The organism is Mycolicibacterium rhodesiae, from assembly GCF_002086695.1.
GTDB lineage: Bacteria > Actinomycetota > Actinomycetes > Mycobacteriales > Mycobacteriaceae > Mycobacterium > Mycobacterium rhodesiae.
The window spans coordinates 66,994-90,443 of the sequence record NZ_MVIH01000004.1; the positions used below are offsets into that span (position 1 = coordinate 66,994).

Genomic DNA, 23,450 nt, shown 5'->3' on the forward strand with positions numbered 1-23,450 from the left:
TCATCAACCGCAGCGGTCTTGTTACGGTGTTCGCCGACAAGGGAAGAGAGACACGTGATACTCGACAAGTTCAGACTTGACGGTCAAGTTGCAGTGGTCACCGGCGCGGGCCGCGGCCTGGGAGCGGCGATCGCCGTCGCATTCGCCGAAGTCGGCGCCGACGTCGTCATCGGCTCGCGCACCCAATCCGAGTTGGAGTCGGTGGCCAAGCAGATCGAGGCGGTCGGCCGACGCGCCCACATCGTCGTCGGCGACCTCGCCCACCCGGAGACCACGGCCGAGTTGGCAGGCAAGGCCGTCGAGGCGTTCGGCAAGCTCGACATCGTCGTCAACAACGTCGGCGGCACCATGCCCAACGCGCTACTCAACACCAGCGTCAAGGACATGAAGGACGCGTTCACATTCAACGTCCTCACCGCTCACGCCCTCACCCTGGCCGCGGTACCGCTGATGCTCGAACACTCCGGCGGCGGCAACATCATCAACATCACCTCGACGATGGGCAAGCTGGCCGGACGTGGCTTTGCCGCCTACAGCACCGCCAAGGCCGCCCTCGCCCACTACACCCGGCTGACCTCGCTGGACCTGTCGCCCAAGATCCGGGTCAACGCGATCGCGCCGGGCTCGATCCTCACCTCGGCGCTGGAGATCGTCGCCTCCAACGACGCGCTGCGCGACCCGATGGAGAAGACGACGCCGATGAAACGACTCGGCGATCCGCTCGACATCGCCGCGGCCGCGGTGTATCTCGCCTCGCCGGCCGCCAGTTACCTGACCGGCAAGATCATCGAGGTCGACGGTGGCCTCATCGTGCCGAACCTCGACCTTCCCATCCCGGACCTGTAAGCCCTGACCTGAGGAGCACCATGCCCATCCGCGTCGCACAAGTCGGCACCGGCAATGTCGGTGTCCACGCGCTCAAGGGATTGATCACCAACCCGGAGTTCGAACTCACCGGGGTCTGGGTTTCCTCGGACTCCAAGGCGGGCAAGGACGCCGCCGAGCTGGCCGGGCTCTCCCAGGCCACCGGCGTCACCGCCACCACCGATCTCGATGAGATCCTGGCCGCCAAGCCGCAGTGCGTGGTCTACAACGCGTTGGCCGACAACCGGCTGCCCGAGGCGCTCGAGGACTACCGCCGCATCCTGGCGGCCGGCGTCAACGTGGTCGGCAGCGGCCCGGTGTTCCTGCAGTGGCCGTGGGAGGTGATTCCCGAGGAGATGATCAAGCCGCTGGAAGATGCTGCGCAGCAAGGTGATTCGAGCCTGTTCGTCAACGGGATCGACCCCGGCTTCGCCAACGACCTCCTGCCGCTGGCGCTGGCAGGCACCTGCCAGCGCATCGAGCAGATCCGGTGCATGGAGATCCTCGACTACGCCACCTATGACAGCGCCACCGTGATGTTCGACGTGATGGGCTTCGGCAAGCCACTCGACGACATCCCGATGCTGCTGCAGCCCGGTGTGCTGAGCCTGGCCTGGGGTTCGGTGATCCGTCAGATCGCCGCCGGACTCGGACTCGAACTCGACGGCATCGAGGACATGTACGTGCGCGAGCCCGCACCCGAAGACATCGAGATCTCCGCAGGGACCATCGCGAAAGGCACTGCGGCGGGACTGCGTTTCGAGGTGATCGGCCTGGTCGGCGGCGCTCCGGTGATCGTCCTTGAGCACGTCACCCGACTGCGCGAGGACCTGTATCCGGAGTGGCCGCAGCCGTCCCAGCCCGGCGGCAACTACCGCATCGAGATCACCGGCGAACCGTCGTATGCGGTGGACGTGTGCCTGGGATCGCCGAACGGCGACCACAACCACGCCGGATTGGTCGCCACCGCCATGCGACTCGTCAATGCCATTCCCGCGGTGGTGGCGGCACCGGCCGGGATCCGCACCACGATCGACTTGCCGCTCGTGACTGGCAAAGGGCTGTACGCTCCTAGTTAGGGAACTGCCAGGAAGGGAATGTCCATGCGGCAAAGGCTCCGCTATGTGTTTCCAATCATCATCGCGGCCGGAGCGGCCGCCGGTGCGCTCGCGCCGGTGGCGGTTGCGGACACGACGCTGATCAACCCGACGCTCCCCACTTGTGTAGATACCGGCGGCAGCACCGTCATCGGCGGCCAGAACACCGAATGCGCTACCCCCGGCAACGTCGAGCTCAACTCGACCCCGGAAGTTCCGGAGGATTTCGCCTACCCCTGGGGTGACGAATTCTACGGTCCTGCACTGATCTTCGGCGGCCCCGGCCCCGTCAACAACGGCGGCGGCGGAGGACATGGCGGCGGAGGCCGCTGACAGATCGCCCGGCCATAAAGGAGGCCACCATGCGGACCAAGATCGTTCTTGGCGCTCCCCTGATGATCGTGTTCGCGAGCGTGGTGCTGGCCGTCCCGGCGGCTGCCCGCCCGGCGCAGTGCACCGACACCGGCCCGAGCACGACGGTCTGCGAGACGCCCGGGCATGCCGCGATCGTCACGTCGCCCAACCCGGCTTTGCAGAATCCGCTGGCCGGCTGGGGTTACGGCGGCTTCGGCATCGGGCTGGGCGGGATCTTCATCGGTTTGTGAGCAGCCTTTTCGGTTACCCTAACTTTTCAGTTTGAGTGACCGGATAGAAAGCTCGGCGGTTGGCAGAGGTGACGCGGGCCCGCACGGCGGGCTGGTATCTGCTCGGCCCCGCCTTTGTCGCGGCGATCGCCTACGTCGATCCGGGCAATGTCGCCGCCAACATCAGCGCCGGAGCCCAGTTCGGATATCTGCTGGTGTGGGTGATCGTCATGGCCAACGTGATGGCCGGACTGGTCCAGTACCTGTCGGCCAAACTCGGTCTGGTCACCGGGCGCACCTTGCCGGAAGCCGTCCGGGACCACACCCGCACACCGACCCGCATCGGGTACTGGCTGCAAGCCGAACTGGTGGCCATCGCCACCGATGTCGCCGAGGTGGTCGGGGGCGCCATCGCGCTGCGACTGCTGTTCGGCTTGCCGTTCCTGGTCGGCGGAGTGATCACCGGCGTGGTGTCGCTGGTGCTGCTGGCCGTGCAGGACCGCCGGGGCCAACGGGTGTTCGAGCGGGTGATCACCGGCCTGCTGCTGGTCATCGCGATCGGCTTCCTGTCCAGCCTGTTCGTCCGGACGCCGCCGGCCGCCGAGGTGGTGGGCGGCCTGCTGCCCCGCTTCGCCGGCCCGGAAAGCGTGCTGCTGGCCACCGCGATGCTCGGCGCCACCGTCATGCCGCACGCGGTCTACCTGCATTCCGGCCTCGCCCGCGACCGGCACGGTCACCCCGAGGCGGGTGCCCCGCGGACCCGGCTGCTGCGGATCACGCGGTGGGACGTCAGCATCGCCATGCTGGTGGCGGGGGCGGTCAACATGTCGATGCTGCTGATCGCGGCGACCAATCTGCAGGGCCGCGATGACACCGACTCGATCGAAGGGGCACATGCGGCTGTCCGCGACGCGTTGGGGCCGGGAGTCGCTTTGCTTTTCGCGATCGGGCTGCTGGCCTCGGGCCTGGCGTCGACGTCGGTCGGCGCGTATGCCGGGGCGATGATCATGCAGGGGTTGCTGCGCAAGACGTTCCCGTTGCTGGTGCGCAGGCTCGTGACGCTGATCCCGGCGCTGGTGGTGCTGGGCACCGGCATCGATCCCAGCCGCGCGCTGGTCATCTCCCAGGTGGTGCTGTCGTTCGGGATCCCGTTCGCCTTGGTGCCGCTGGTCCGGCTGACCAGCAAGTCCACGCTGATGGGAGCCGATGTGAACAGCCGGATGACCACGGCATTCGGCTGGGCGGTCGCAGCGGTGATTACGCTGCTGAACGTGGTACTGATCTATCTGACCCTCGCTCACTGAGGTGAGACACCCGTACTTCGCCTACGGGTCCAACCTCTGCGTGCAGCAGATGGCCCGGCGCTGTCCCGACGCCGCCGACCCCCGGCCTGCGACGTTGGCCGACCACGACTGGCTGATCAACGAGCGAGGCGTCGCGACCGTCGAGCCCTTCGCAGGCAGCGAGGTGCACGGGGTGCTGTGGTGGCTGACCGACCACGACCTCGCCACCCTGGACAGCGCCGAAGGGGTGCCGGTGCGGTACCGCCGCGACCGACTGACCGTGCAGACCGCCGACGGCCCCGCCGCGGCGTGGGTGTACATCGATCACCGCACCGAACCCGGCCCGCCCCGGCCGGGCTATCTGGAACGCATCATCGACGGCGCCCAGCACCACGGCCTGCCACAGCGTTGGGTGGACTTTCTGCGCCGCTGGGACCCAGCACACTGGCCGCGACCGCTGGCATCGAACAAGACTGGACCACAATCACTTTCGGAGCTGCTCGCCGACCCGTCGGTCGTCGAGGTGAGCCGGCTGCGGTCACGGTTCGGGTTTCTGGCCATTCACGGCGGCGGCCTCGAGCAGATGACCGACGTCATCGCCGAACGAGCCGCCGATGCCGCCGGGGCGTCGCTGTATCTGCTGCGCCACCCGAAGGACTACCCACATCACCTGCCGTCGGCACGCTATCTCGGCGCCGAATCAGACCGTCTTGCTGCGTTTTTGGACCACGTCGAGGTGGCGGTCTCCCTGCACGGGTACGGGCGCATCGGCCGCAGCACCGAACTGCTGGCCGGTGGCGGCAATCGGGAGCTGGCCGACCACCTGGCCGCCCACATCGAGCTGCCCGGCTACCGCATCGTCACCGACCTCGACGCGATCCCCGCCGAACTGCGCGGTCTGCATCCGAACAACCCGGTCAACCGGGTCAGCGGCGGCGGCACGCAGCTGGAATTGCCGACGCGGGTGCGCGGTATCAGCCCGCGCAGCCAGCCGCCGAATGCCGACGGCCTGTCCCCCGCCACCTCCGCGCTGGTACAGGGACTGGTCAGCGCAGCACACGCGTGGACGCTCTAACCGTCCGGGATACGAACTCCAGCAGTCGAATCGGTTAACGCCGACCCTGTCGGCTGCGTATCGACCCGGCGTTGCGACAGGATCCACGCTATGGCCGACGTCGACTTCTCGCTTCTGGACCTGCCCCGCGAGACCCCACCGCCGGATCCGGAGGCATATCTGCGCGCGGCGATGGCCTGGCACTTCGGCGCCGACACCGGCTCGCCGTACTGGCTGCGCACCGCACAACGCCTGGACTTCGACCCGCTCACCGACGTCCGGACTTTCGCCGACCTGCGGCGGTTCCCGAACCTGGTCAACGAATTACGCGACGTCCCGGCGCACGACCTGATCCCGCGCGGCTATGGCACGCCGCCTCCGGTCCCGCTGATATTCGAATCCGGCGGCACGACAGGCGCACCCAAACGGACAGCGCAGCTGCCCGACTGGGTGGCGCAGGTGGTCGACTGGCAGACCGACGATTTCCGGCGCGCCGGGTTCGTGCCCGGCGGCGGCTTCCTGTGCCTCATGCCCAGCGGCCCGCACGGAGTGGGTCACTTCTCCAGAGCCGTGTCCGCCCGGCTCGGCTCGATCTGTCACACGGTCGATCTCGACCCCCGCTGGGTCAAAAAACTCGTCGCCCGCGGCGCCGCGGCCGAGATGTCGGTCTACCTCAACCATCTGCTCGAACAAGCCGAACACGCTCTGCGAAGTCAGCACATCGTCAATCTGCACACCACTCCCCCGCTGCTGGACGCGATCGCTCGTGACGGCACGCTCACCCAGTTGGTCGGTGACACGGTTCGCTTCATCATGCTCAGCGGTGCGCATGTGGACCCCGACACCCTCGATGTGCTGCATGACGTGTTCCCCGACGCCGCCATCGCGATGGTGTTCGGCAGCACGATGATCCTGTCTCAGGCCCAAACGCGCTCCGGTGGTGAGCAATTCGTGTTCGACCCTCGTAGCCCCTACGTCGTGTTCTGGGTGGTCAATGCTGACACCGGCGAGCCGGTGGGGTACGGCGAACGCGGCCAGGTGGTGATGAACCACATCAGCAAGGGCATGTTCATTCCCAACAATCTCGAGCGGGACACGGCAATCAGGCTGCCCGGCCCCGACGGGCACGTCGGCGACTCGGTCGCCGAGGTCGCACCCGTCGCCACCCTCGACGGGGAGGCCGTGATCGAGGGCGTGTACTGACGTGATCGACCTGCCCGGCCTGGTACCGAACGGTGAATACCGTTCCCGCAGGCGCGAAGTCATCACCGATACCGCAGGCGTCCCAGTTGCCGAACTGAGCCTGGCGCCACCGCTGTACATCGCGCGGACCATCGCGGCGCAGCGCACGACCATGCCGCTGCCCATCGATCAACGACGCACCGCGCTGGCCGAAGCGGGTGCGGCATTCGTCGACTCGACGGCCGCCGGGTTGAACTTCGAGTCGTATGTGCAACTGGTGAGCCGAGTTTCGGGTTTGCCGATCGGCGTTGCCCGCGCTCAGGCCCTCGACGTGAGCGAGGCCGTCGGCGCCGCGTTCCGCTCGGTGCAGCCGGCCCGGCCGGTCGGCGCGGTTCCGGATTGGCAGGTGATGAGACCTGGGCAGGCCGGCGCGATCTGGTCGCGGCGCGGCGCGATATTCGGGGTGCACGCATCCGGCAATGCGCCCGGCGTCCACGGGCTGTGGCCGCAGGCGCTCGCGTTGGGGTACCGGGTGGCGATTCGGCCGTCACGGCGTGAGCCGTTCACCGCGCACCGGCTCGTCACCGCATTGCGGGACACCGGGTTCCGCGACGACGACGTCACCTACCTACCCACCGATCACGCCGGAGCCGACGAGATCATCAGCTCGGCCGATCTCGCCCTGGTGTACGGGGGCGACGACGTGGTCGCCAAGTACGGCAGCAACCCGAGCGTCTTCGTCAACGGTCCGGGCCGCACCAAGATCGTGCTGACGGCCGAGCAGGACTGGCACGAGCACCTGGACGTCATCGTCGACTCGATCTCCCGGCTGGGCGGCATGGCCTGTGTCAACACCACTGCCGTGTTGGTCGAGGGCGACGCGGCGGGGCTGGCCGCAGCGATCGCGCAGCGGCTGCGCACCATCGAGGCACTGCCCGCCGATGATGAGCGCGCAGTACTGCCGACTCAGCCGCTGGCGAGTGCCGAGGCCATCGCCAGACGGGTGGCCGCGCGAGCGGCGGGCACGACCGCGCTGCTCGGCGCCGACCAGATCGTGGCCGACCTCGGTGACGGCCGGGCAGCACTGCGCCCGGCCGTCCACCTGCTTGCCGGCCCGGATTCCGAGAAGCTCGGCACCGAGTTGCCGTTCCCCTGCGTCTGGGTCACCCCGTGGGAGCGTGTGGCGGGGATCGCCGTGCTGCGCAATTCACTGGTGATCGGTGCGTTCACCGAGGACGACAGCCTGGTGACCGCACTGCTCACCGAGCCCACGATCGCCAACGTGTACCGCGGACCGGTACCGACGTACTACACGGCGACCGGGCTGCCCCACGACGGTTTCCTGGCCGATTTCCTGATGCGCACGAAGGGGTTCGTCCGCGGCGAATGATCACGCGGGTCACACCCATCCAAGCGTTCGGGTGCTCCGAATACCGGATGTGGAACCGACAAGCACCCTCACAGGCCGCCCGACGACCGCGCTGTACCGGACCCGCATCACACAATTGCGCAGGTCACCGGTGCACCACCACACCGAGCGGTGCAGCTACAGCTGGTACGTCGACATCGACGACCTGCCGCGGCTGCCCCGGTGGCTGCAGCCCTTCGCCCGCTTCGAGGGCGCCGACCACTTCCAGGGGGCGCCTGACGACACCTTGCGCCAGCGGGTCGACGCGGTTCTGGCCGACCACGGCGTCCACCTGCCGGGTGGGCGGATCACCGCACTGCTTCTGCCGCGCGTGCTGGGCCGGACCTGCAACCCGCTGAGCCTGTTCTGGTGTCACGACGCCCAGGGCGTCCTGCGCTGTGTGCTCGCCGAGATGCAGCACGGCGGGCGTCGGCATGCCTACCTGCTGCCTCCGGGTGAATACGCCTCCCCTTTCGACGGGTCGGGAGGCCAGTACGTGATCCGCGCGCCATTGCCCGACGAAGAAGTGGACCTGCGGATGTCACTGCTCCGCGATCACCAGACCGCCGTGGTTGCCACCATCCGTGGCACTCGTCGGCCCGCCACCGTCGCGCAGATCCTGCGACTGCAGGTGACGGCGCCGCTGGCTCCGCAGATGACCGCGCTGAGCATGCGGGTCCACGACGTCGTGCTGCGGCTGCGCGGCGTCCCGGCGATGCCGCGACCGGCCGAGCAGCTGGAACGCTCGCCGCACACCGTGGCCATCCGTCCGGGTTGGACCGCGCAGAAATGTTCGTGGATGCCATCGTGACATGTGCGGCCGGAGGGGCCGTTAGGCTACGCGACGATGCCAGCAACATGTGGATGGCGGCGTTGACGACCGCGGCTGCTGAACTCGACGCACTTCTGCGCCGGGTGGCTCAGCGCGACGCCGATGCCTTTGCCTCTTTTTACGACGCCACCCGCTCGCGGGTGTACGGACTGGTCACCCGCGTACTGCGGGATCAGGGGTACAGCGAAGAGACGACCCAGGACGTCTACCTACAGGTATGGCGGACCGCGGAAAGCTACGACCCTGCCTCGGGCAGCGCGGTCGCCTGGCTTCTGACACTGGCGCACCGCCGCGCCGTCGATCGGGTCCGCTCCGAGCAGGCCGCCACGCAGCGCGAGTCCCGGTATGGCGCGAGCAGTGTCGAGCCGCCGCTGGACCACGTGGCCGACGCGGTGATCACCGAAGACGAACGGCGACAGGTGACCGCCTGCCTCGACGGGCTCACCGAGGTGCAGCGCGAGTGCATCGAACTCGCCTATTACCAAGGAATGACTTACGTGCAGGTGTCGGAGCGCTTGGCCGCCAACCTGGCTACGGTCAAGTCCCGAATGCGCGATGCGCTTCGTGGCCTGCGTAATTGTTTGGGTGTGCGATGACTGAACCACACGAAACCGACGTGCTGGAGCTGGCGGTGCCGTATGCGCTGCATGCGGTGTCCGACGCCGAGCGCGGCGAGATCGAGGACCGCCTGGCGCGGCTGGCGCGGCCCGAAGCCGACGCCTTCTACGACGAGGTGCGGGCCGTCCGCGAGACCATGGCTGTCGTCTCCGCGGTGAGCGCCAGTGAACCTCCCGCCGATCTGCGGCGCCGGCTGCTGTCCGCGGTGGCCGAGGACAACGTGCGCGGTCTGCCTGTGGCCCAACCTGTTTCGACGGGCCGGGGCTGGCGGGGCGCGGTGCTCGCGGTGGCGGCGGCGTTGGTGATCGGCCTGGGCGCGGTGGGTGTCGGTATCGCATTGCGGCCGGAGCCTGCAAAGGTGTCAACCGCGCAGCAGGTCTTCGGCGCTCCCGACGTGCACACGGTCTCCGGCGCGATTCCCGGCGGCGGCACCGCGACGCTGGTGTTCTCTCGCGAGAAGAACGCCGGCGTGCTGGTGATGAACGATGTGCCGAAACCAACGCCGGGCACGGTGTATCAGATGTGGCTGGTCGGCAACAGCGGCGCCACGTCGGCCGGGACGATGGACGACAAGGCGGTGACGCCGTCGACGACGGCGGTGCTTCCGGACCTCGGCAATTCGACGGCGCTGAAGTTCACCGTCGAACCGGGAACGGGATCCACCCAGCCGACCGGTGCCGTGGTGGCCGAACTGCCGCTGGCCTAAGTTTCCACAGTGGCCGCCGCGGCGACGGCGACGACGTCGGCGATGTCGTGCCGTTCCCGCCACGCGGCGCGCTGCCGCATCGCCCCGTTGCCGTCCCGCAGCAAGCGGCCCATCTCGGCGTGCACCCATTCGCCGTCACCGAGTTCGTCCAATGCCGGCTGCAGCAGGCCCAGCCATTCGCCCAGCACCCGTGACGTCGGAGCCGTCGCCCACCCCTCGATCACGTCGATGGTCTGGCCGTCCAATCCGTCGTGCGCGGCCTTCCAATAGGCGGCGCGCAGGACGTGGTCGTCGACCTTGGGGGCCTTCTCGCCCCCGCGGTGGGCCGCGAGCGCGGTCATCACCGCGGCACGGCTGAGTGTCGCCAGCAGAACGGTCTCAGCCGCGGTGGCCGGGACGTCGGCGACCCGGATCTCGACCGTCGGGAACTTCTCGGACGGCCGCACATCCCAATAGACCATGCCCTCGTCGAGCATGGCGCCCGAGTCGTTCATCAGTGCCACGATCGCGTCGTAGTGCTCGGCCGAATCGAAGTGCGGCGGCGGTCCGGCGCTGGGCCAGCGGCCCCACAGCACGCTGCGCCAACTCGCGTGGCCACTGTCGGCGTTGCGGTAGATCGCCGAGTTGGCGGTCAAGGCCAGCAGCATCGGCAGCCACGGACGCAACCAGTTGCTGACGGCAATCGCCGCGTCACGGTCGGGCACCTCGACATGGACATGACACCCGCAGATGCCTTGCTCATGGGCGATCATGCCGAACCGCTCGGCGATGTCCCGGTAACGCGGTTTGTCGGTGATGGGAAAACTGTGCGGCACCGTGGGCGGCAGACCGACGGCCAGCAGTCGCGCACCTGCCTTCTCGGCGGACTCGGCCACGACCGCCCGGAGCTCGTTGATCTGTTGGCGCAGTTGCGAACTCGTCTGCGCCACCTCGGTAGCCGTCTCGACCTGACACGAGGTCAGTTCCAGTTGCAGCTCGACCCCGCGTTCGGCCGCGTACCTGGCGACTTCGGTATTGCGGGCGACCGGTTCACCGGTGCTGGGATCGACGAGGAGGAATTCCTCCTCCACGCCGACGCTGGGTGGATTCACGAAGCACAGACATGCCCACGCCACAGGGCGGCCAAACCCAAAGGTCAGCAGTGCCACATACCGAGACCGACACTGTCGATCGCGCTGAGCCCGGCCATAGCATGCCGGGATGGTCAAAGACTTTCGCTTCGGCATCGGTGTGCGGTCGGTCAAGTCGGCACAGCGGCTGCGCGAGACGGTGCGCAGGTTCGAAGATCTGGGCTTCGACGTCCTGCATGTCCCGGACCATCTCGGCCGCTTCGGGGTGCCCGCGCCGTTCCCCACCATGGTTGCCGCGGCCGAGGCCGCCAAGACCATGCGGGTGGGGACGTTCGTGATCAACGCGGCGTTCTACAAGCCGGCGTTACTGGCTCGCGACGCCGTCGCCGTCGACGTCCTCAGCGAGGGCCGCCTCGACCTCGGCTTGGGCACCGGCTACGTGCGCGAGGAATTCGAGGCAGCCGAGATGGCGTATCCGAGTGCCGGTGAGCGGGTCGACCATCTGCGGCACACCACGCAGTACCTCAAGCAGACCGCGCCGACGATCCCGATCCTGATCGCGGGCAACGGCGACCGGGTGCTGCGGATCGCCGCCCAGCATGCCGACATCATCGGCTTGACCGGGGGCGGGGTGCCGGAGTACCCGGGCCATGACCCGCTGGCCGAGCGCATCGACTTCGTGCGGGCCGCGGCCGGCGACCGGTTCGCCGACCTCGAACTGAACATCGCCATCACCGGGGTGCCGACGGATTCGTCGGGCATCCCCGACCTGGCACTGACCCGCGGGTACGCCCCCGATGCCACCGAGGAGCAACTGCTGGCGCTGCCGACCGTGCTGACGGGAACGCCGCGGGACATCGCGGATACCCTGCGGGCGCGGCGCGACGACTACGGCATCACCTACTTCACCGTGCAGGACTACCACGCCGAGTACTTCGCCAAGGTCATAGCGGAACTGCGCTAAGGGGTTTGCGAGGCCGTCAAACTGGCAATGGCTCCACGATTGGAGGCGTACGGCATGGCGGCATTACGGGGCTACTCGATGGAACACAACGGTTATGACGGCAGCAGAATGCAGCACGCTGAGGGCGTTCTCGTGGGGCTGAGGCGCTGCTCGGTGGATGCGGCGTCCGGGGAGATCGACCAGGTGTCGCGGCGGCACCGGGTGGACGGTGGACGGGTGGCCCAGGCGTTGGTCCGGTTGGCCCAAGAGGTGGAGCCCGAGGCGGACAGCAATGCGACCGCGGTTGCCCGGTACGAATGGGGCGCGCTGCTGGCGGGAGGACGACGCTCATGATGCGCCGCTTCGTCGCCTGGGTTCGTCAGGACTACCCCAAGGCCGCACCGGCGCACGGCCACTGCTATCTGGTTGCGCTGTACTCGCCGCGCGGCGCGGTGCGCTGACCCGCGGGAATGATGGGCGCGCGGCCGGCAGGCGGTAAGCTGCCAGCCGTTGCGCCCCCGTAGCTCAGGGGATAGAGCACGGCTCTCCTAAAGCCGGTGTCGCAGGTTCGAATCCTGCCGGGGGCACTTTTTTCTTGCGCTAGGCGATCGACTGGCTGGCGTCACCGCCGACGTCCGGTCGGCGCCGGTCGATCGGGTCGGTGTTCTGGTGCCGGCAGCTGTTGCCGCCGGCACGCTTGGCGCGGTACATCGCCCAGTCGGCGTTGCCGACCAGCCGGTCGAGGAGCACCTTGTGGTCTCCGTAGGTGTCGGACAACCGGACCGCGGTGGTGCCGACGCTGGCGGTGACCCCGGCCGGCGACTCCGCGATGGCGGTGCAGATCCGCTGCGCCAGCTCGTTGCAGTCCGCGCTGGGCAACGCGGCCGCGACCACGAACTCCTCACCTCCGCTGCGGGCGACCACGGCCTCGGCACCGGCAGCCTGCTCGATCGCGCGGGCGACATGCATCAACGCCTCGTCACCGGCGGCGTGCCCGTAGCGGTCGTTGACCGACTTGAACTTGTCCAGGTCGATCAGGGCCACAGCGAGGTGAGCATCGGCATGACGTCCCGACTCGATCAGCCCGCACGTCTGAGTGTGGAAAAGCCGCCGGTTGAGCAGCCCGGTCAGCGGATCACGCTCGGCGCGAAGAAGATCGACGCCAAGCGCGTTCACCAGAATCTGAATGGCCAGCGGCAGCGCGATGTTGACCTGGATGATCAGCCACCAGTCCACGCCGGCGAGGATCAGCTGCCCGTCGGCGGCCATCCGGACCGCACCCCAGGTGGCCACGGTGGCCGCGACAAAGAAGTTGTACAGCACCAAAAGGGTGGTGTGAAAGAACGCGATGTAGGCGCCGATCGTCGCGAATGAGATGCAGCCGACCAGGGAGTGCAGTGGACTCGGATTGGCGACGCAGGCCAACGCCATCGATGCGTTGGTGACGAACACGAACAACACCGACTCACGCCGGGTCGGCCACTTGACGGTGAACAGCGCTGCGCCGGCCACCCCGCCGGCGATGGCCAGCCACGTCATCGCTCTGGGGACGGTCCCGATCGGCCCGTCCGGCGAGTTCAGCATGCCCAGCAGGCACGCGACCATCGAGACGGCGAGAAATGCCATCAGCGCACGTGCCGGACCGCGCATACCGCGGTCAGCGAGATAGCCGCTCAACCACTCGTAATGAGTGGATTGCTGCCACCAACGCCTGAGCGCATCCCTCACCATCGAGCGACCCCCACCAGCACCAGGAACTTCGGTCCAACGATACCGCCGGTTCCGGGACGCTCGTGCCGACTACGTGCCTCTGGTCGCGATTACCCGGTTCGCGATGTCGACCAACCTGGTGTTGGACGTCTGCGACAGCTCGCGCAGCATCTCGAATGCGCGCATGGCGTCGACGTTGAACCGTTCCATGATCACGCCCTTGGCCTGCCCGATGACATCGCGGGTGTTCAGCGCCGATTCGAGTTGCTCACCGTGCCTGCTGGCCAGGATGGCCGACGCGGCGTGGGCGGCCAGCACCGAACCGATCGCCTCGGACTGCCCGTCGAAGGCGTGCGGCTGCATACCGAACAGATTCAGTGCGCCTGCCGTCGTTTTGCCGGTGTAGAGCTTGAACGACAAACCGCTGCGCACTCCGAGTTCGGTGACCGCGGCGCTGTACTTCGGCCAGCGCCGCTCGGTGGTGAAGTCGTCGGTGCGCACGATCAGCTCGTCGACGGCGGCCTGGATGCACGGACCTTCCCCGCAGGCCTCCTGCAGTGCGTCGAGTTGGTAGATCAATTCCGACGTCCCGAACAGTGACTCGAACTTGCCGCCCTTGCCGATCAGCAACACACCGCAGGTGTCGGAGCCGGGAATCATCTCCGTTGCCGCGGCGGTCACCCCGGCCAATACCTCGTCGACATTTCGGGGTGCTGCCGTCGCTCTGGCCAACTCCGCCATCCGCAGCGCCAGATCGTGGTTGGGCACAGACATGGTGCCAAGTCTTCCTCACGGTTGCCGGATTGACGAACGCGGCTGGCCAATCGAGACGTTTGCGGATTTTCTACCTGGGCATGCTGCGCGGCAAGCGAGCGTGGTGGTCGACACCCACGCTCGCGAGGTCCTGTCGGTTCAGACCGTGAGCCGACGGGGCCGCCCCTAACTCGTGCGCTCTGCCCAATCCGGCCCGGCACTCTCTTAGCTGTAGTAATTTCGGCGCTGTGGCGAGCAATGTCTGGATTCTTGGCGGCTATCAGACCGACTTCGCCCGCAACCTCACCCGCGAGAGCCGCGATTTCGCCGACCTCACCACCGAGGTCGTCGACCTGACGCTGCGCGAGGCGATGATCGACGCCGCCGACATCGACGTCGTGCACGTCGCCAACGCGTTCGGTGAGATGTTCGCCCGCCAGGGTCACCTCGGCGCGATGCCCGCCACCGTTCACGAGGGTCTGTGGGACACCCCCGCGACCCGGCACGAGGCGGCGTGCGCCTCCGGCAGCGTGGCCGCGCTGGCGGCGATGGCCGATCTGCGGGCGGGCAACTACCGCACCGCGCTGGTAGTCGGCGTGGAGCTGGAGAAGACGGTGCCCGGCGACACCGCGGCCGCCCACCTCGGCGCCGCGGCATGGATCGGCCACGAGGGTGCCGACGCCACCTACCTGTGGCCGTCGATGTTCTCCAAGGTCGCCGACGAGTACGACCGTCGCTTCGGGCTCGACGACGCGCACTTGCACGCGATCGCGGCGCTGAATTTCGCCAACGCCAAACGCAACCCCAACGCCCAGACTCGCGACTGGGCCGTCCCCCATCTGGCCACCCAGGGCAGCGACGACGCGGTCAACCCACCCACCGAGGGCCGGATCCGCCGCTATGACTGCAGCCAGATGACGGATGGCGGCGCGGGCGTCGTCCTGGTCAACGACGACTTCCTGCGTGATCACCCGGGCGTGCGCCCGATCGGGCTGATCGAGGGCTGGGGCCACCGCACCGTCGGTTTGGGATTGCAGCAGAAACTCGACCGTGACGCGGCCAATCCCTATGTGCTGCCGCACGTCCGGGCTGCCGTGTACGACGCGTTCGGCCGGGCCGGCGTCGGTCTCGACGATCTCGACGGCATCGAGGTGCACGACTGCTTCACCCCGAGCGAGTATCTGGCGATCGACCACATCGGCCTGACCGGACCGGGCGAGTCGTGGAAGGCGATCGAGAACGGGGAGATCGAGATCGGCGGGCGACTCCCGATCAACCCCAGCGGGGGCCTGATCGGTGGCGGCCACCCGGTGGGTGCGTCCGGCATCCGGATGATGCTCGACGCCGCCAAACAGGTCAGCGATCTCGCCGGCGGCTACCAGGTCGACGGCGCGCGCCGCTTCGGCACGCTCAATTTCGGCGGAAGCACGGCAACCACAGTCAGTTTCGTGATCAGATCGGCAGACGATGGACACTGAGATCGTCGGCAAATTCCTGTCGACGCTACCCGAGGACGACGACCACCCCTATCGCACCGGCCCGTGGCGGCCGCAGACCACGGAGTGGCGCGATGACGACCTCACCGTCGTCGACGGGGAACTCCCCACCGACCTCGACGGGGTGTACCTGCGCAACACCGAGAACCCACTGCACCCGGCACTGAAGGCGTATCACCCCTTCGACGGTGACGGCATGCTGCACATCGTCGGCTTCCGGGACGGAAAAGCGTTCTACCGCAACCGTTTCGTCCGCACCGACGGATTCGAGGCGGAGAACGCCGCAGGCGGTCCGCTGTGGCCGGGCCTGGCCGAACCGCTGTCGCTGGCGAAGGTCGACTACGGCTGGGGCGCACGCACCCTGATGAAGGACGCCTCCAGCACCGACGTCGTGGTGCACCGCGGCACCGCGCTGACGAGCTTCTATCAGTGCGGCGACCTGTACCGCGTCGACCCGTACTCGGCGGAGACGCTCGGCAAGGAGACCTGGGGCGGCGGATTCCCGGGCGACTGGGGCGTCTCCGCCCACCCGAAGGTCGACGACCGCACCGGGGAGATGCTGTTCTTCAACTACTCCAAGAACGCGCCCTACATGCACTACGGCGTGGTGGACGCCAACAACGACCTGGTGCACTACACCGACGTGCCGCTACCCGGGCCCCGGCTGCCGCACGACATGGCGCTCACCCGAAACTATGTGATCCTCAACGACTTCCCGCTGTTCTGGGATCCCGAACTGTTGCAGCGCGACGTGCACATGGCGCGGTTCCACCGCGACATACCGTCGCGGTTCGCAGTGCTGCCTCGACGCGGAACCAGCAGTGACATCCAATGGTTCGAAGCCGACCCGACATTCGTTCTGCACTTCGTCAACGCCTACGAAGACGGCGACGAGATCGTGCTGGACGGGTTCTTCCAGGGCGATCCCGAGCCGACCGACAACGGCACCGGCACCAAGTGGCAGCGGGCGTTCCGGTTCCTCGCGCTGGACCGCATGCAGGCCCGGCTGCACCGCTGGCGGCTCAACCTCGTCACCGGCGGACTCACCGAAGAACCGCTGTCGGACAGCATCACCGAGTTCGGCATGATCAATACCGGCCACCTCGGTGAGCCGTACCGCTACACCTGGGCGGCCAGCGGCAAGCCGGGCTGGTTCCTGTTCGACGGCCTGGTCCGTCACGACGTGCGAACCGGCGACGAGGAGCGCTACTCCTTCGGTGACGGGGTCTACGGCAGCGAGACCGCGATGGCACCCCGGGTCGGCAGCCGGGCCGAGGACGACGGCTACCTTGTCACCCTGACCACCGACATGACCGAAGACGCCTCGTTCTGCCTGGTGTTCGACGCGGCTCGGCTGGCAGACGGTCCGGTGTGCAAACTCAAGCTGCCCGAACGGATCTCGAGTGGCACCCATTCCACCTGGGTGGCCGGCTCCGCGTTGCGCCGGTGGCAGACCGCCGACTCGGCCGCCGACGCGATCGGTCTGTAGTGGCCGAAGTGCACCCCGCCGAGACGCCCACCGTCTTGGCGCCCGACAGTTCCAATGCGATCGGGCGGATGCTCGGGCTGCTCGGCGACGAGTGGAACCTGTTGATCATCCAGCAGGCGTTGCTCGGCGCCAGCCGCTACAGCCAATTCATGTCGCGGCTGCCGATCTCGAACTCGGTGCTGACCAACCGGCTGCGCACCCTGGTCGGCGACGGTCTGCTGACCCGCAAGGTGCATGCCTCGACCCGCGCGCGCACCGAGTACCTGATCACCAGCCGTGGCCGGTCACTGTGGCCTGCGATGCTGGCGATCTGGGAGTGGGAACGCAACTGGGTCACCGAACATCGGGAGACGTTGCCTGACATGCGCCACATCGCGTGCGGCTCGCATTTCGCACCGTTGTTGCGCTGCAACACCTGTCATGCCGTCGTCACCGGATCCGAGGTCGAGCTGACCCTGGGGCCGAGTGGCGACTGGGCCCGGTCGGCGCCGGCCGCCTCGACCCGACGCCGCTCGGAATCGGACACCAGCGCGCGCCAGGCCGGGTTGTTTCCCGAGACGATGAGCGTATTCGGTAATCGTTGGGCGGCGGCGCTTTTGGTGGCAGCGTTCCTCGGCACCACCCGCTTCACCGATTTCCAGACTCAGCTCGGGGCGCCGCCCAGCTTGCTGGCCGAACGTCTCCAGACGTTCTGCACTCTTGGCGTGTTCACCACGTCGCCCGCGGAGCGGTCCGGTCCGGAGCGGGCCGCATACCTGCTGACAGACAAGGGCCGGGCGTTCTTCCCGGTGTTGACCGCGGCACTGCAGTGGGCGCAGTGGTGGTTCCAGGCGCCTGAAGGTCCTGCCGTGGTGATGACCCACCACGATTGCGGAGCCGGGTTCACCGGCGAGCTGGCCTGCGACCGGTGCACCGAACGGCTCACCGGCGCCGAGGTCAGCACCGTCGCTATTTAGCCGGGACGATCTGGAATCCCTTGAGGATCGTCGCCGAATCGGCTGCGTACGTGGGGTTGTCGGGCTTGATCGTCTGCACCGTCAGTGTGCTCACCCAGTTCACGTCACCGTCGGTGAAGACCACCGCCAGAGAGGTCGCGCTGCGGGCCGGGATCTTGCCCATCGCCGGGGCGGTGTAGGACGTGGACTGGGCCGTCGACCCGCAGACCGTCGCAGAACTGTTCTTCAGATCCGTCACCTTCAACCGCGCCACCAGCTGTTTGTTCTGAATGTCGAGGATCTGCTGGGCGTTGCCTTCCTTGGCGGCCACCTTCTGCAGGGTGACGACCGCGTTGGGTGTGAAGCCCTCCTCGGCCAGTGCCGGGTTGCGAATCGCGAAGCGGATGGACTCGGAGTCCAGCTTGTCGGTGCGTTCCCAGCCCGGTGGCTGCGGCAGCCGAAGCCTCGGTTCCTGGTCGGTTCGTGTAGGGACGTCCACGAGCGGCGCCGACACCTCGTCGCATTTGGCCGCGACCGGCTTATTGTCGTCGGAACAACCCGTGATCGCCACTGCCAGTGCGGCCGCCAACACGGCCGACACGATTCCCGTCCGCTTGCGCAAAGTCATCCCTTCGAAAAGCCCGGCCCAGCCTACCGGTGGCGAGAGAAAAACCGGTCGAAAAGTATTAGCACTCGCCACCATCGAGTGCTAATCTGGCCGTGCACAGTAAAGCTGCCCGCCAGGGTGGTGGGCTTGCGTTCAGCGATGCAGGAGGTGAGTACTGTGCTCCGCTTCGATCCGTTCAATGAAATTGAAGCCATGACCCGGGGACTGCTGACCAGCCAAACCGGAACCGATCGCAGCCCCCGATTCATGCCGATGGACCTCTACAAGGTCGAGGACCACTATGTGCTGACCGCCGATCTTCCCGGTGTGGATCCCGGTTCGATCGACGTCAACGTCGACAACGGCACCCTCACGCTGACAGCACACCGCTCGGCCCGTTCCGAGGACTCCGTGCAGTGGCTGACCAGCGAGAGGTTCTTCGGCACCTACCGTCGCCAGCTGGCACTCGGCGAAGGTATCGACACCGCCAAGATCTCGGCCACCTACGAGAACGGCGTGCTGACGGTGACGATCCCGCTGGCCGAGCGGGCCAAGCCACGCCGCATCGAGGTCACCCGGTCCGGCGAAAGCAAGCCGATCGAGCCGACCACCATCGAAGCAGGCTGAGGCCCAACTGATTCCGTGACGTTCCGTGCTCAGCCGCCATCTTCGGCGGCTGAGCACGGATACGTCGTGGCCTCATGGTCGGCAGGCGCGGATCGCCTGCCGCACACCATGTTCAGCCGGCGAGGTCGACGACATCGGACGGTCTGCCGAGGTGGAAACCCTGGCCGTATTCGATGCCGAGACCGATCAGCGTCTTCAGCTGGCTGGATGTCTCGACGGCCTCGGCCACCGTCTTCGCCCGCAGCTCGGAGGCGAGTGACTTCAGTGCGGTCGCCATCGCCCGCTTGACCGGGTCGTCGTCGATACCGGCGATCAACTCGCCGTCGATCTTGATGATGTCGGGACGTAGCCGCAGCAGCTGGGTGAAGTTGGCGTAACCGGCGCCGGCGTCGTCGACTGCGATCGATACGCCGCGATCCCGCAACGGTTTCAAACCGGGGCCCAGATCAGTGGGAAACGGCTCGTGCTCGGTGATTTCGACGATCAGCGCCCGGTCCTGGGCAGCGAGCGCGTCGTGAATCGCGGGCTCGAGCGCCGCGCTCGGACTCAGGTTGACGGCCACCGGGCGGTCACCGGGGATCGGGTGCGCCGCCCGCAAGATGGTGCACAGCGCGGCATATTCCAGGTCGACGCCGCGGCCGAGCCGCCGGGCAGCAGTGAACCAGTGCATCGGGGTCACATCCGATGACTCGGGAAACCTCATCAGTCCCTCGTAACCGGCGATGGTGCCGTCTTCCAGACGGACGATGGGCTGGAAAACCGCCCTGAGCGCGTCCGGCTGCGCGAGCAACACATCGAGTCGTTCTTGCAGCCCCTCGGTCTCCACCGCTTCGGGGACCATGACCGAGGCGACGAAACGCGCCGTGAGTGCGCGTTGTCCTCGCTCGTCGCCGTCGGTCATCACCTGGGTCAACAGCGCCGACAGTTGCAACTGGGCGCCGACCAGCGCCGAGACGAACTCGCTGATGGCCAGGAGCGCGTCGACATCGGAGTCAGAGAACGCGCCGACGCTGGTGGCCGCCAGCAGAAGCGAACCGATCGGGTCGCCGTTGTACGTCAGCGGAATCACCGCCCACGACCGGGTGCCCCACTGCTTGTTGATCGCGCGGACACGTGCCGTCAGACGTTCGTCGATCAGCGCATCGTGGATCAACATTGGGCGGTTCTCCCGGGCTGCGAGGCCCTGGAAACTGTTGTCCCTGGGCACAACGAAACCCGTGGTCGCCGCGATCACGCCGTGCGCGGACACCGTCACGTACGCGTTATCGGGGCCGCGAAGCAGCGTGACGGCCGCCCCGTCGGCGGCATGCATGAACGCGCACACCTGTTCAGCGACGCGACCGACCAACGACACCGGGTCCATCGAGGCCGTCAGTGCCCGAACCAGCCGCTCCACAGCACCCCCATCTCCGCGCCACGACAGGACCGTGGCGCCGTGAGGCGTATCTCTCACTCCACGCACGACAGTACTGGTTGAGGCGGTGGCAACCGTCAAGAATGGCGGCTGAGCCGAAACGTCAGGTTGTTGCGCACCGCAGGCCATTCGATGTCCAGGATGGAGTAGACCACGGTGTCCCGGCGGGAGCCGTCGGGCAGCAGTTGATGACTGCGCAGCACGCCGTCGAGTTTGGCGCCCAGGCGTTCGATCGCCGCCCTGCTGACCTGATTGAAAAAGTGGGTGCGGAATTCCACAGCGACACAACCCAGTTCGTCGAAAGCGTGGCTGAGCAGCACCAATTTCGCCTCGGTGTTGACCCCGGTTCGCCGCGCCGCGGCGGAGTACCAGGTGTGGCCGATCTCGAGCCTGCGGTTGGCGGCGTCGACGTGGAACAAGCTCGATGAACCGACGGCGACGCCGTCGGCGCGCCGGCGGATCACATAGGTCACGCCCTCGTCGGCGGCCTGCATCGCCTGCATCCGGCTCACCCACGCCGCGGCGGTATCCGGCGTAGGTGCGCTGGTGAACCACAACTCGCCCACGTCGGCCGCGGCGGCGGCAATCTCGGGAATGTGAGACTCTCCCAGCGGCTCGAGGGAAACCCATTGCGCGCCGGTCAAAGTGACCGGTTCGACGAATCGGCTCATCTGCGGCGCACCAATGCCGAGATCAACGCCCACACCGAGCAGATCAGTGCGCCGGCCGCGCACACCGCCCCGATATAAAAGCCGTACGCCACCGACACCGATCCGCCGACGTTGAGGTGGTAGTACCAGTAGGTCAGCACGCCGAGCAGCACCGAGATCACCAGCGCCGCCGCGGCGGCCAGGCGCGGGGACAGCCCGCGCGCCACCATCGCACCGGTGACGATCAGCGCCGAGGCCAGCAACACGATCAACTGACCGGCGCCGAACCGGGGCGGGAGCACGATGCTGCCGACGGTACCGCCGATGGCGCTGGCCCGGCCACCGCCCGCGACCGACGTCGTCAACCACGGCAACCAGGCGCTGACGGCCAGGACCGCCGCGCAGAGCGCGACGAACCAGCCCGCGCGCAGGTGTGCCATGGTCCGACCCTAACCCGCCGCATCCAACACGCCGGGGTGCCGCATCGACAACGTCCGGTCCAGATCCAGCCGGGACAGGAACTCGTCGTCGTGGCTGACCACGATCACCGCGCCACGGTAGGCGCGCAGCGCGTCGACCAGCTGGTCCACGCTGGCGAGGTCGAGATTGTTCGTCGGTTCGTCGAGCACGATCAGCTGCGGCGGCGGATCGGCGAGCAGCAACCGCGCCAGCGCCACCCGGAAGCGCTCCCCACCGGACAGCCCCGCCACCGGCCGGTACACCGAGTCACCTCGCAGCAGGAACCGGGCCAGCCGGGTGCGAACCAGGGCGGTGTCGGCACCGGGCGCGGCGGCGCGCACGTTGTCCAGGACGCTGCCCTGCTCGTCCAGGCCGTCGACGCGCTGCGGCAGATAGCCGACGCGGTCGGTCAGCAGGCGACCCGCTGTTCCGGCGATCAGATCGTCCAGCAGCCGGGTCTTGCCGATGCCGTTGGCCCCTACGATCGCAATACGTTCGGGACCCATCACCACCAATGGTCCACGCACGCCCGGCAATTCGGCGATCCTGCGGCTGGCAGGCACCTCCGGATCGGGCAAGTCGACGCGAATGTGCTCGTCGTTGCGCACCCTCGCTTCGGCGGCCTGCAGCGCGTCCGCGGCCTCGGCGGCCAAGGCGTCGAGCCCGGTGCGCAGTTTGCCCGCCGCCACCTCCGCGGATGACGCCCAGTTGTTCATCACGATCTTGGGCGCGCGTTTGTTGGCGTAGTCCTTGCGCGCCTTGCGGTTACGCCGAGCCAGCTTGATCTCGGCGGCAGCGCGCTGACGCTTCTGCGTTCGTACGCTCTGTTCGGCGGCGGACACCGCCTGTGCCGCCGCGGCCTGTTCACTGTCCAGGTGGGCACGGAATTCGCGGTACGGACCGCCGAACGAGGTGAGCCGGTGGTTGTGCAGCTCGGCGGTATGGTCCATCCGGTTCAGCAGCGCGACATCGTGACTGACGATCACCAGCGTGCCCGGCCAGTCCGCGACCAGATCGAACAACCTGGCCCTGGCGTCGCGGTCGAGGTTGTTCATCGGCTCGTCGAGCAGGGTGATGGCCGCGCACTGAAGCCGAACGGCGCTGACCGCCAACAACATCGCTTCCCCGCCCGAGACCTGCCCGACGGTCCGGTCCAGGTCGTCGGGCCCCATGCCGATGACGCGCAGCGCGTCGGCGGCGCGGTCCGCGACGTCCCAGTCCTCGCCGATCACCTCGAAGTCGTGTTCGGTCGCCGAGCCTGTCTCGATCGCGCGCAGCGCGGCGAGCTCGGCTCCGACACCGAGCACGTCGGCGATCGACACATCGACGTCGAGCGTCAGCGTCTGCGGCAGGTAGGCGACGTCACCGCCGGTGAGGATCCGGCCTGCCGTCGGTGTGAGTTGACCGGCGATCAGCCGCAGCAGGGTGGACTTGCCGCTGCCGTTGGCGCCGACCAGGCCGGTGCGGCCGGCGGGCAGCGTCGCGCTCAGCCCGTCAAGCGCGACGGTTCCGTCCGGCCAGGCGAAGTCGAGGTCGATCAGCGTGATGGCGAAGTCGGTAGGCATGGGTCTCCCAGTGGTGGTCGGCGAGCAGGTGAGCTGCGCTGTGATCCACGACGGGGACCCTCCTCACTGGACTGAAAGACTCGAACGGGCGCCACGCTAATGGC

Annotated in this window: 25 protein-coding genes and 1 tRNA gene; 18 read left to right on the forward strand and 8 right to left on the reverse strand. The window is 67.7% G+C overall.

Annotation, left to right across the window (positions count from 1 at the left end; translation table 11 throughout):
- Window positions 1-54 precede the first annotated feature (54 nt).
- The 11 genes from BST42_RS10060 to BST42_RS10110 all read left to right on the forward strand — a co-directional run bounded on the left by BST42_RS10060 (window position 55) and on the right by BST42_RS10110 (window position 9,628).
- On the forward strand, window positions 55-846 hold the full coding sequence (locus BST42_RS10060) for an SDR family oxidoreductase (RefSeq protein WP_083118455.1): 792 nt from the start codon (window positions 55-57) through the stop codon (window positions 844-846).
- Between the two features lie 20 nt (window positions 847-866).
- Window positions 867-1,943: an NAD(P)H-dependent amine dehydrogenase family protein gene (locus BST42_RS10065; protein WP_083118456.1), complete on the forward strand. Its 1,077-nt coding sequence runs from the start codon at window positions 867-869 to the stop codon at window positions 1,941-1,943.
- A 24-nt stretch (window positions 1,944-1,967) separates the two neighbouring features.
- Window positions 1,968-2,294 (forward strand): hypothetical protein, encoded by a 327-nt coding sequence (locus BST42_RS29885; protein WP_083118837.1) that lies wholly within the window; start codon window positions 1,968-1,970, stop codon window positions 2,292-2,294.
- A gap of 29 nt (window positions 2,295-2,323) precedes the next feature.
- A complete protein-coding gene (locus BST42_RS10075) occupies window positions 2,324-2,566 on the forward strand; it encodes a hypothetical protein (RefSeq protein WP_083118457.1) in 243 nt (80 codons plus the stop codon).
- A gap of 59 nt (window positions 2,567-2,625) precedes the next feature.
- Window positions 2,626-3,849, forward strand: coding sequence for an Nramp family divalent metal transporter (locus tag BST42_RS10080; RefSeq protein ID WP_083118458.1), 1,224 nt, complete (start codon window positions 2,626-2,628; stop codon window positions 3,847-3,849).
- 1 nt (window position 3,850) lies between these two features.
- Complete coding sequence (locus BST42_RS10085) at window positions 3,851-4,903, forward strand: poly-gamma-glutamate hydrolase family protein (RefSeq protein ID WP_083118459.1); 1,053 nt, start codon at window positions 3,851-3,853, stop codon at window positions 4,901-4,903.
- A 90-nt stretch (window positions 4,904-4,993) separates the two neighbouring features.
- The gene (locus BST42_RS10090; protein ID WP_083118460.1) at window positions 4,994-6,085 is read left to right on the forward strand and encodes an acyl-CoA synthetase family protein; all 1,092 of its coding nucleotides are present in this window, start codon (window positions 4,994-4,996) and stop codon (window positions 6,083-6,085) included.
- 1 nt (window position 6,086) lies between these two features.
- Window positions 6,087-7,454: an aldehyde dehydrogenase family protein gene (locus tag BST42_RS10095; RefSeq protein ID WP_083118461.1), complete on the forward strand. Its 1,368-nt coding sequence runs from the start codon at window positions 6,087-6,089 to the stop codon at window positions 7,452-7,454.
- A 40-nt stretch (window positions 7,455-7,494) separates the two neighbouring features.
- Window positions 7,495-8,283 (forward strand): DUF1365 family protein, encoded by a 789-nt coding sequence (locus tag BST42_RS10100; RefSeq protein ID WP_083118839.1) that lies wholly within the window; start codon window positions 7,495-7,497, stop codon window positions 8,281-8,283.
- Window positions 8,284-8,330: 47 nt separating this feature from the next.
- Window positions 8,331-8,900: a sigma-70 family RNA polymerase sigma factor gene (locus tag BST42_RS10105; RefSeq protein ID WP_110918552.1), complete on the forward strand. Its 570-nt coding sequence runs from the start codon at window positions 8,331-8,333 to the stop codon at window positions 8,898-8,900.
- Window positions 8,897-9,628 carry an anti-sigma factor gene (locus tag BST42_RS10110; RefSeq protein WP_083118462.1) on the forward strand — a complete coding sequence of 244 codons (732 nt, stop codon included), beginning with the start codon at window positions 8,897-8,899 and terminating at the stop codon, window positions 9,626-9,628. Before BST42_RS10105 ends, BST42_RS10110 begins: the two co-directional genes overlap by 4 nt.
- On the opposite strand, the gene BST42_RS10115 is transcribed toward BST42_RS10110, so the two are convergent.
- Complete coding sequence (locus BST42_RS10115; protein ID WP_237159351.1) at window positions 9,625-10,719, reverse strand: glutamate--cysteine ligase 2; 1,095 nt, start codon at window positions 10,717-10,719, stop codon at window positions 9,625-9,627. The two genes, BST42_RS10110 and BST42_RS10115, sit on opposite strands and share 4 nt — an antisense overlap.
- A 109-nt stretch (window positions 10,720-10,828) precedes the next feature.
- Between BST42_RS10115 and BST42_RS10120 the strand changes: the two genes are divergently transcribed.
- The 3 genes from BST42_RS10120 (at window position 10,829) to BST42_RS10130 (ending at window position 12,228) form a co-directional block, all read left to right on the forward strand.
- Window positions 10,829-11,662, forward strand: coding sequence for an LLM class F420-dependent oxidoreductase (locus BST42_RS10120; RefSeq protein ID WP_083118843.1), 834 nt, complete (start codon window positions 10,829-10,831; stop codon window positions 11,660-11,662).
- 27 nt (window positions 11,663-11,689) lie between these two features.
- A complete protein-coding gene (locus tag BST42_RS10125) occupies window positions 11,690-11,995 on the forward strand; it encodes an ANTAR domain-containing protein (protein WP_083118463.1) in 306 nt (101 codons plus the stop codon).
- Window positions 11,996-12,155: 160 nt separating this feature from the next.
- Window positions 12,156-12,228 (forward strand) — tRNA-Arg (locus BST42_RS10130).
- A 13-nt stretch (window positions 12,229-12,241) separates the two neighbouring features.
- On the opposite strand, the gene BST42_RS10135 is transcribed toward BST42_RS10130, so the two are convergent.
- On the reverse strand, window positions 12,242-13,267 hold the full coding sequence (locus BST42_RS10135) for a GGDEF domain-containing protein (protein ID WP_237159353.1): 1,026 nt from the start codon (window positions 13,265-13,267) through the stop codon (window positions 12,242-12,244).
- Between the two features lie 174 nt (window positions 13,268-13,441).
- The gene (locus BST42_RS10140; RefSeq protein WP_083118465.1) at window positions 13,442-14,125 is read right to left on the reverse strand and encodes a GAF and ANTAR domain-containing protein; all 684 of its coding nucleotides are present in this window, start codon (window positions 14,123-14,125) and stop codon (window positions 13,442-13,444) included.
- A gap of 227 nt (window positions 14,126-14,352) precedes the next feature.
- Here BST42_RS10140 and BST42_RS10145 point away from each other — a divergent pair, with 227 nt between their 5' ends.
- From BST42_RS10145 to BST42_RS10155, 3 genes are all read left to right on the forward strand, one after another.
- Window positions 14,353-15,582 (forward strand): acetyl-CoA acetyltransferase, encoded by a 1,230-nt coding sequence (locus BST42_RS10145; RefSeq protein ID WP_083118466.1) that lies wholly within the window; start codon window positions 14,353-14,355, stop codon window positions 15,580-15,582.
- The gene (locus tag BST42_RS10150; protein ID WP_083118467.1) at window positions 15,572-17,089 is read left to right on the forward strand and encodes a carotenoid oxygenase family protein; all 1,518 of its coding nucleotides are present in this window, start codon (window positions 15,572-15,574) and stop codon (window positions 17,087-17,089) included. Before BST42_RS10145 ends, BST42_RS10150 begins: the two co-directional genes overlap by 11 nt.
- Window positions 17,090-17,157: 68 nt before the next feature.
- Window positions 17,158-18,045, forward strand: a complete 888-nt coding sequence (locus BST42_RS10155; protein WP_083118845.1) for a winged helix-turn-helix transcriptional regulator — start codon at window positions 17,158-17,160, stop codon at window positions 18,043-18,045.
- On the opposite strand, the gene BST42_RS10160 is transcribed toward BST42_RS10155, so the two are convergent.
- The gene (locus tag BST42_RS10160; RefSeq protein ID WP_083118468.1) at window positions 18,038-18,652 is read right to left on the reverse strand and encodes an LpqN/LpqT family lipoprotein; all 615 of its coding nucleotides are present in this window, start codon (window positions 18,650-18,652) and stop codon (window positions 18,038-18,040) included. The two genes, BST42_RS10155 and BST42_RS10160, sit on opposite strands and share 8 nt — an antisense overlap.
- 156 nt (window positions 18,653-18,808) lie before the next feature.
- Between BST42_RS10160 and BST42_RS10165 the strand changes: the two genes are divergently transcribed.
- Window positions 18,809-19,258 (forward strand): Hsp20/alpha crystallin family protein, encoded by a 450-nt coding sequence (locus BST42_RS10165; RefSeq protein WP_036341177.1) that lies wholly within the window; start codon window positions 18,809-18,811, stop codon window positions 19,256-19,258.
- Between the two features lie 112 nt (window positions 19,259-19,370).
- Here BST42_RS10165 and BST42_RS10170 read toward each other — a convergent pair whose 3' ends face one another.
- From BST42_RS10170 to BST42_RS10185, 4 genes are all read right to left on the reverse strand, one after another.
- Window positions 19,371-20,654 carry a sensor domain-containing phosphodiesterase gene (locus BST42_RS10170; RefSeq protein WP_165760826.1) on the reverse strand — a complete coding sequence of 428 codons (1,284 nt, stop codon included), beginning with the start codon at window positions 20,652-20,654 and terminating at the stop codon, window positions 19,371-19,373.
- A 95-nt stretch (window positions 20,655-20,749) separates the two neighbouring features.
- Window positions 20,750-21,343, reverse strand: coding sequence for a GNAT family N-acetyltransferase (locus BST42_RS10175; protein WP_083118470.1), 594 nt, complete (start codon window positions 21,341-21,343; stop codon window positions 20,750-20,752).
- Window positions 21,340-21,762 carry a hypothetical protein gene (locus BST42_RS10180; RefSeq protein WP_083118471.1) on the reverse strand — a complete coding sequence of 141 codons (423 nt, stop codon included), beginning with the start codon at window positions 21,760-21,762 and terminating at the stop codon, window positions 21,340-21,342. Before BST42_RS10180 ends, BST42_RS10175 begins: the two co-directional genes overlap by 4 nt.
- 9 nt (window positions 21,763-21,771) lie before the next feature.
- Window positions 21,772-23,346, reverse strand: a complete 1,575-nt coding sequence (locus tag BST42_RS10185) for an ABC-F family ATP-binding cassette domain-containing protein (protein ID WP_083118472.1) — start codon at window positions 23,344-23,346, stop codon at window positions 21,772-21,774.
- Window positions 23,347-23,450: the final 104 nt, after the last annotated feature.

Coding starts and splice junctions, on each gene's coding strand:
- BST42_RS10065 (WP_083118456.1), top strand. CDS start 867: ATGCCCATCCGCGTCGCACAAGTCGGCACCGGCAATGTCGGTGTCCAC.
- BST42_RS29885 (WP_083118837.1), top strand. CDS start 1,968: ATGCGGCAAAGGCTCCGCTATGTGTTTCCAATCATCATCGCGGCCGGA.
- BST42_RS10075 (WP_083118457.1), top strand. CDS start 2,324: ATGCGGACCAAGATCGTTCTTGGCGCTCCCCTGATGATCGTGTTCGCG.
- BST42_RS10090 (WP_083118460.1), top strand. CDS start 4,994: ATGGCCGACGTCGACTTCTCGCTTCTGGACCTGCCCCGCGAGACCCCA.
- BST42_RS10105 (WP_110918552.1), top strand. CDS start 8,331: ATGTGGATGGCGGCGTTGACGACCGCGGCTGCTGAACTCGACGCACTT.
- BST42_RS10110 (WP_083118462.1), top strand. CDS start 8,897: ATGACTGAACCACACGAAACCGACGTGCTGGAGCTGGCGGTGCCGTAT.
- BST42_RS10120 (WP_083118843.1), top strand. CDS start 10,829: ATGGTCAAAGACTTTCGCTTCGGCATCGGTGTGCGGTCGGTCAAGTCG.
- BST42_RS10125 (WP_083118463.1), top strand. CDS start 11,690: ATGGCTCCACGATTGGAGGCGTACGGCATGGCGGCATTACGGGGCTAC.
- BST42_RS10135 (WP_237159353.1), bottom strand. CDS start 13,267: ATGGCATTTCTCGCCGTCTCGATGGTCGCGTGCCTGCTGGGCATGCTG.
- BST42_RS10140 (WP_083118465.1), bottom strand. CDS start 14,125: ATGTCTGTGCCCAACCACGATCTGGCGCTGCGGATGGCGGAGTTGGCC.
- BST42_RS10150 (WP_083118467.1), top strand. CDS start 15,572: ATGGACACTGAGATCGTCGGCAAATTCCTGTCGACGCTACCCGAGGAC.
- BST42_RS10155 (WP_083118845.1), top strand. CDS start 17,158: ATGCTCGGGCTGCTCGGCGACGAGTGGAACCTGTTGATCATCCAGCAG.
- BST42_RS10160 (WP_083118468.1), bottom strand. CDS start 18,652: ATGACTTTGCGCAAGCGGACGGGAATCGTGTCGGCCGTGTTGGCGGCC.
- BST42_RS10175 (WP_083118470.1), bottom strand. CDS start 21,343: ATGAGCCGATTCGTCGAACCGGTCACTTTGACCGGCGCGCAATGGGTT.
- BST42_RS10180 (WP_083118471.1), bottom strand. CDS start 21,762: ATGGCACACCTGCGCGCGGGCTGGTTCGTCGCGCTCTGCGCGGCGGTC.
- BST42_RS10185 (WP_083118472.1), bottom strand. CDS start 23,346: ATGCCTACCGACTTCGCCATCACGCTGATCGACCTCGACTTCGCCTGG.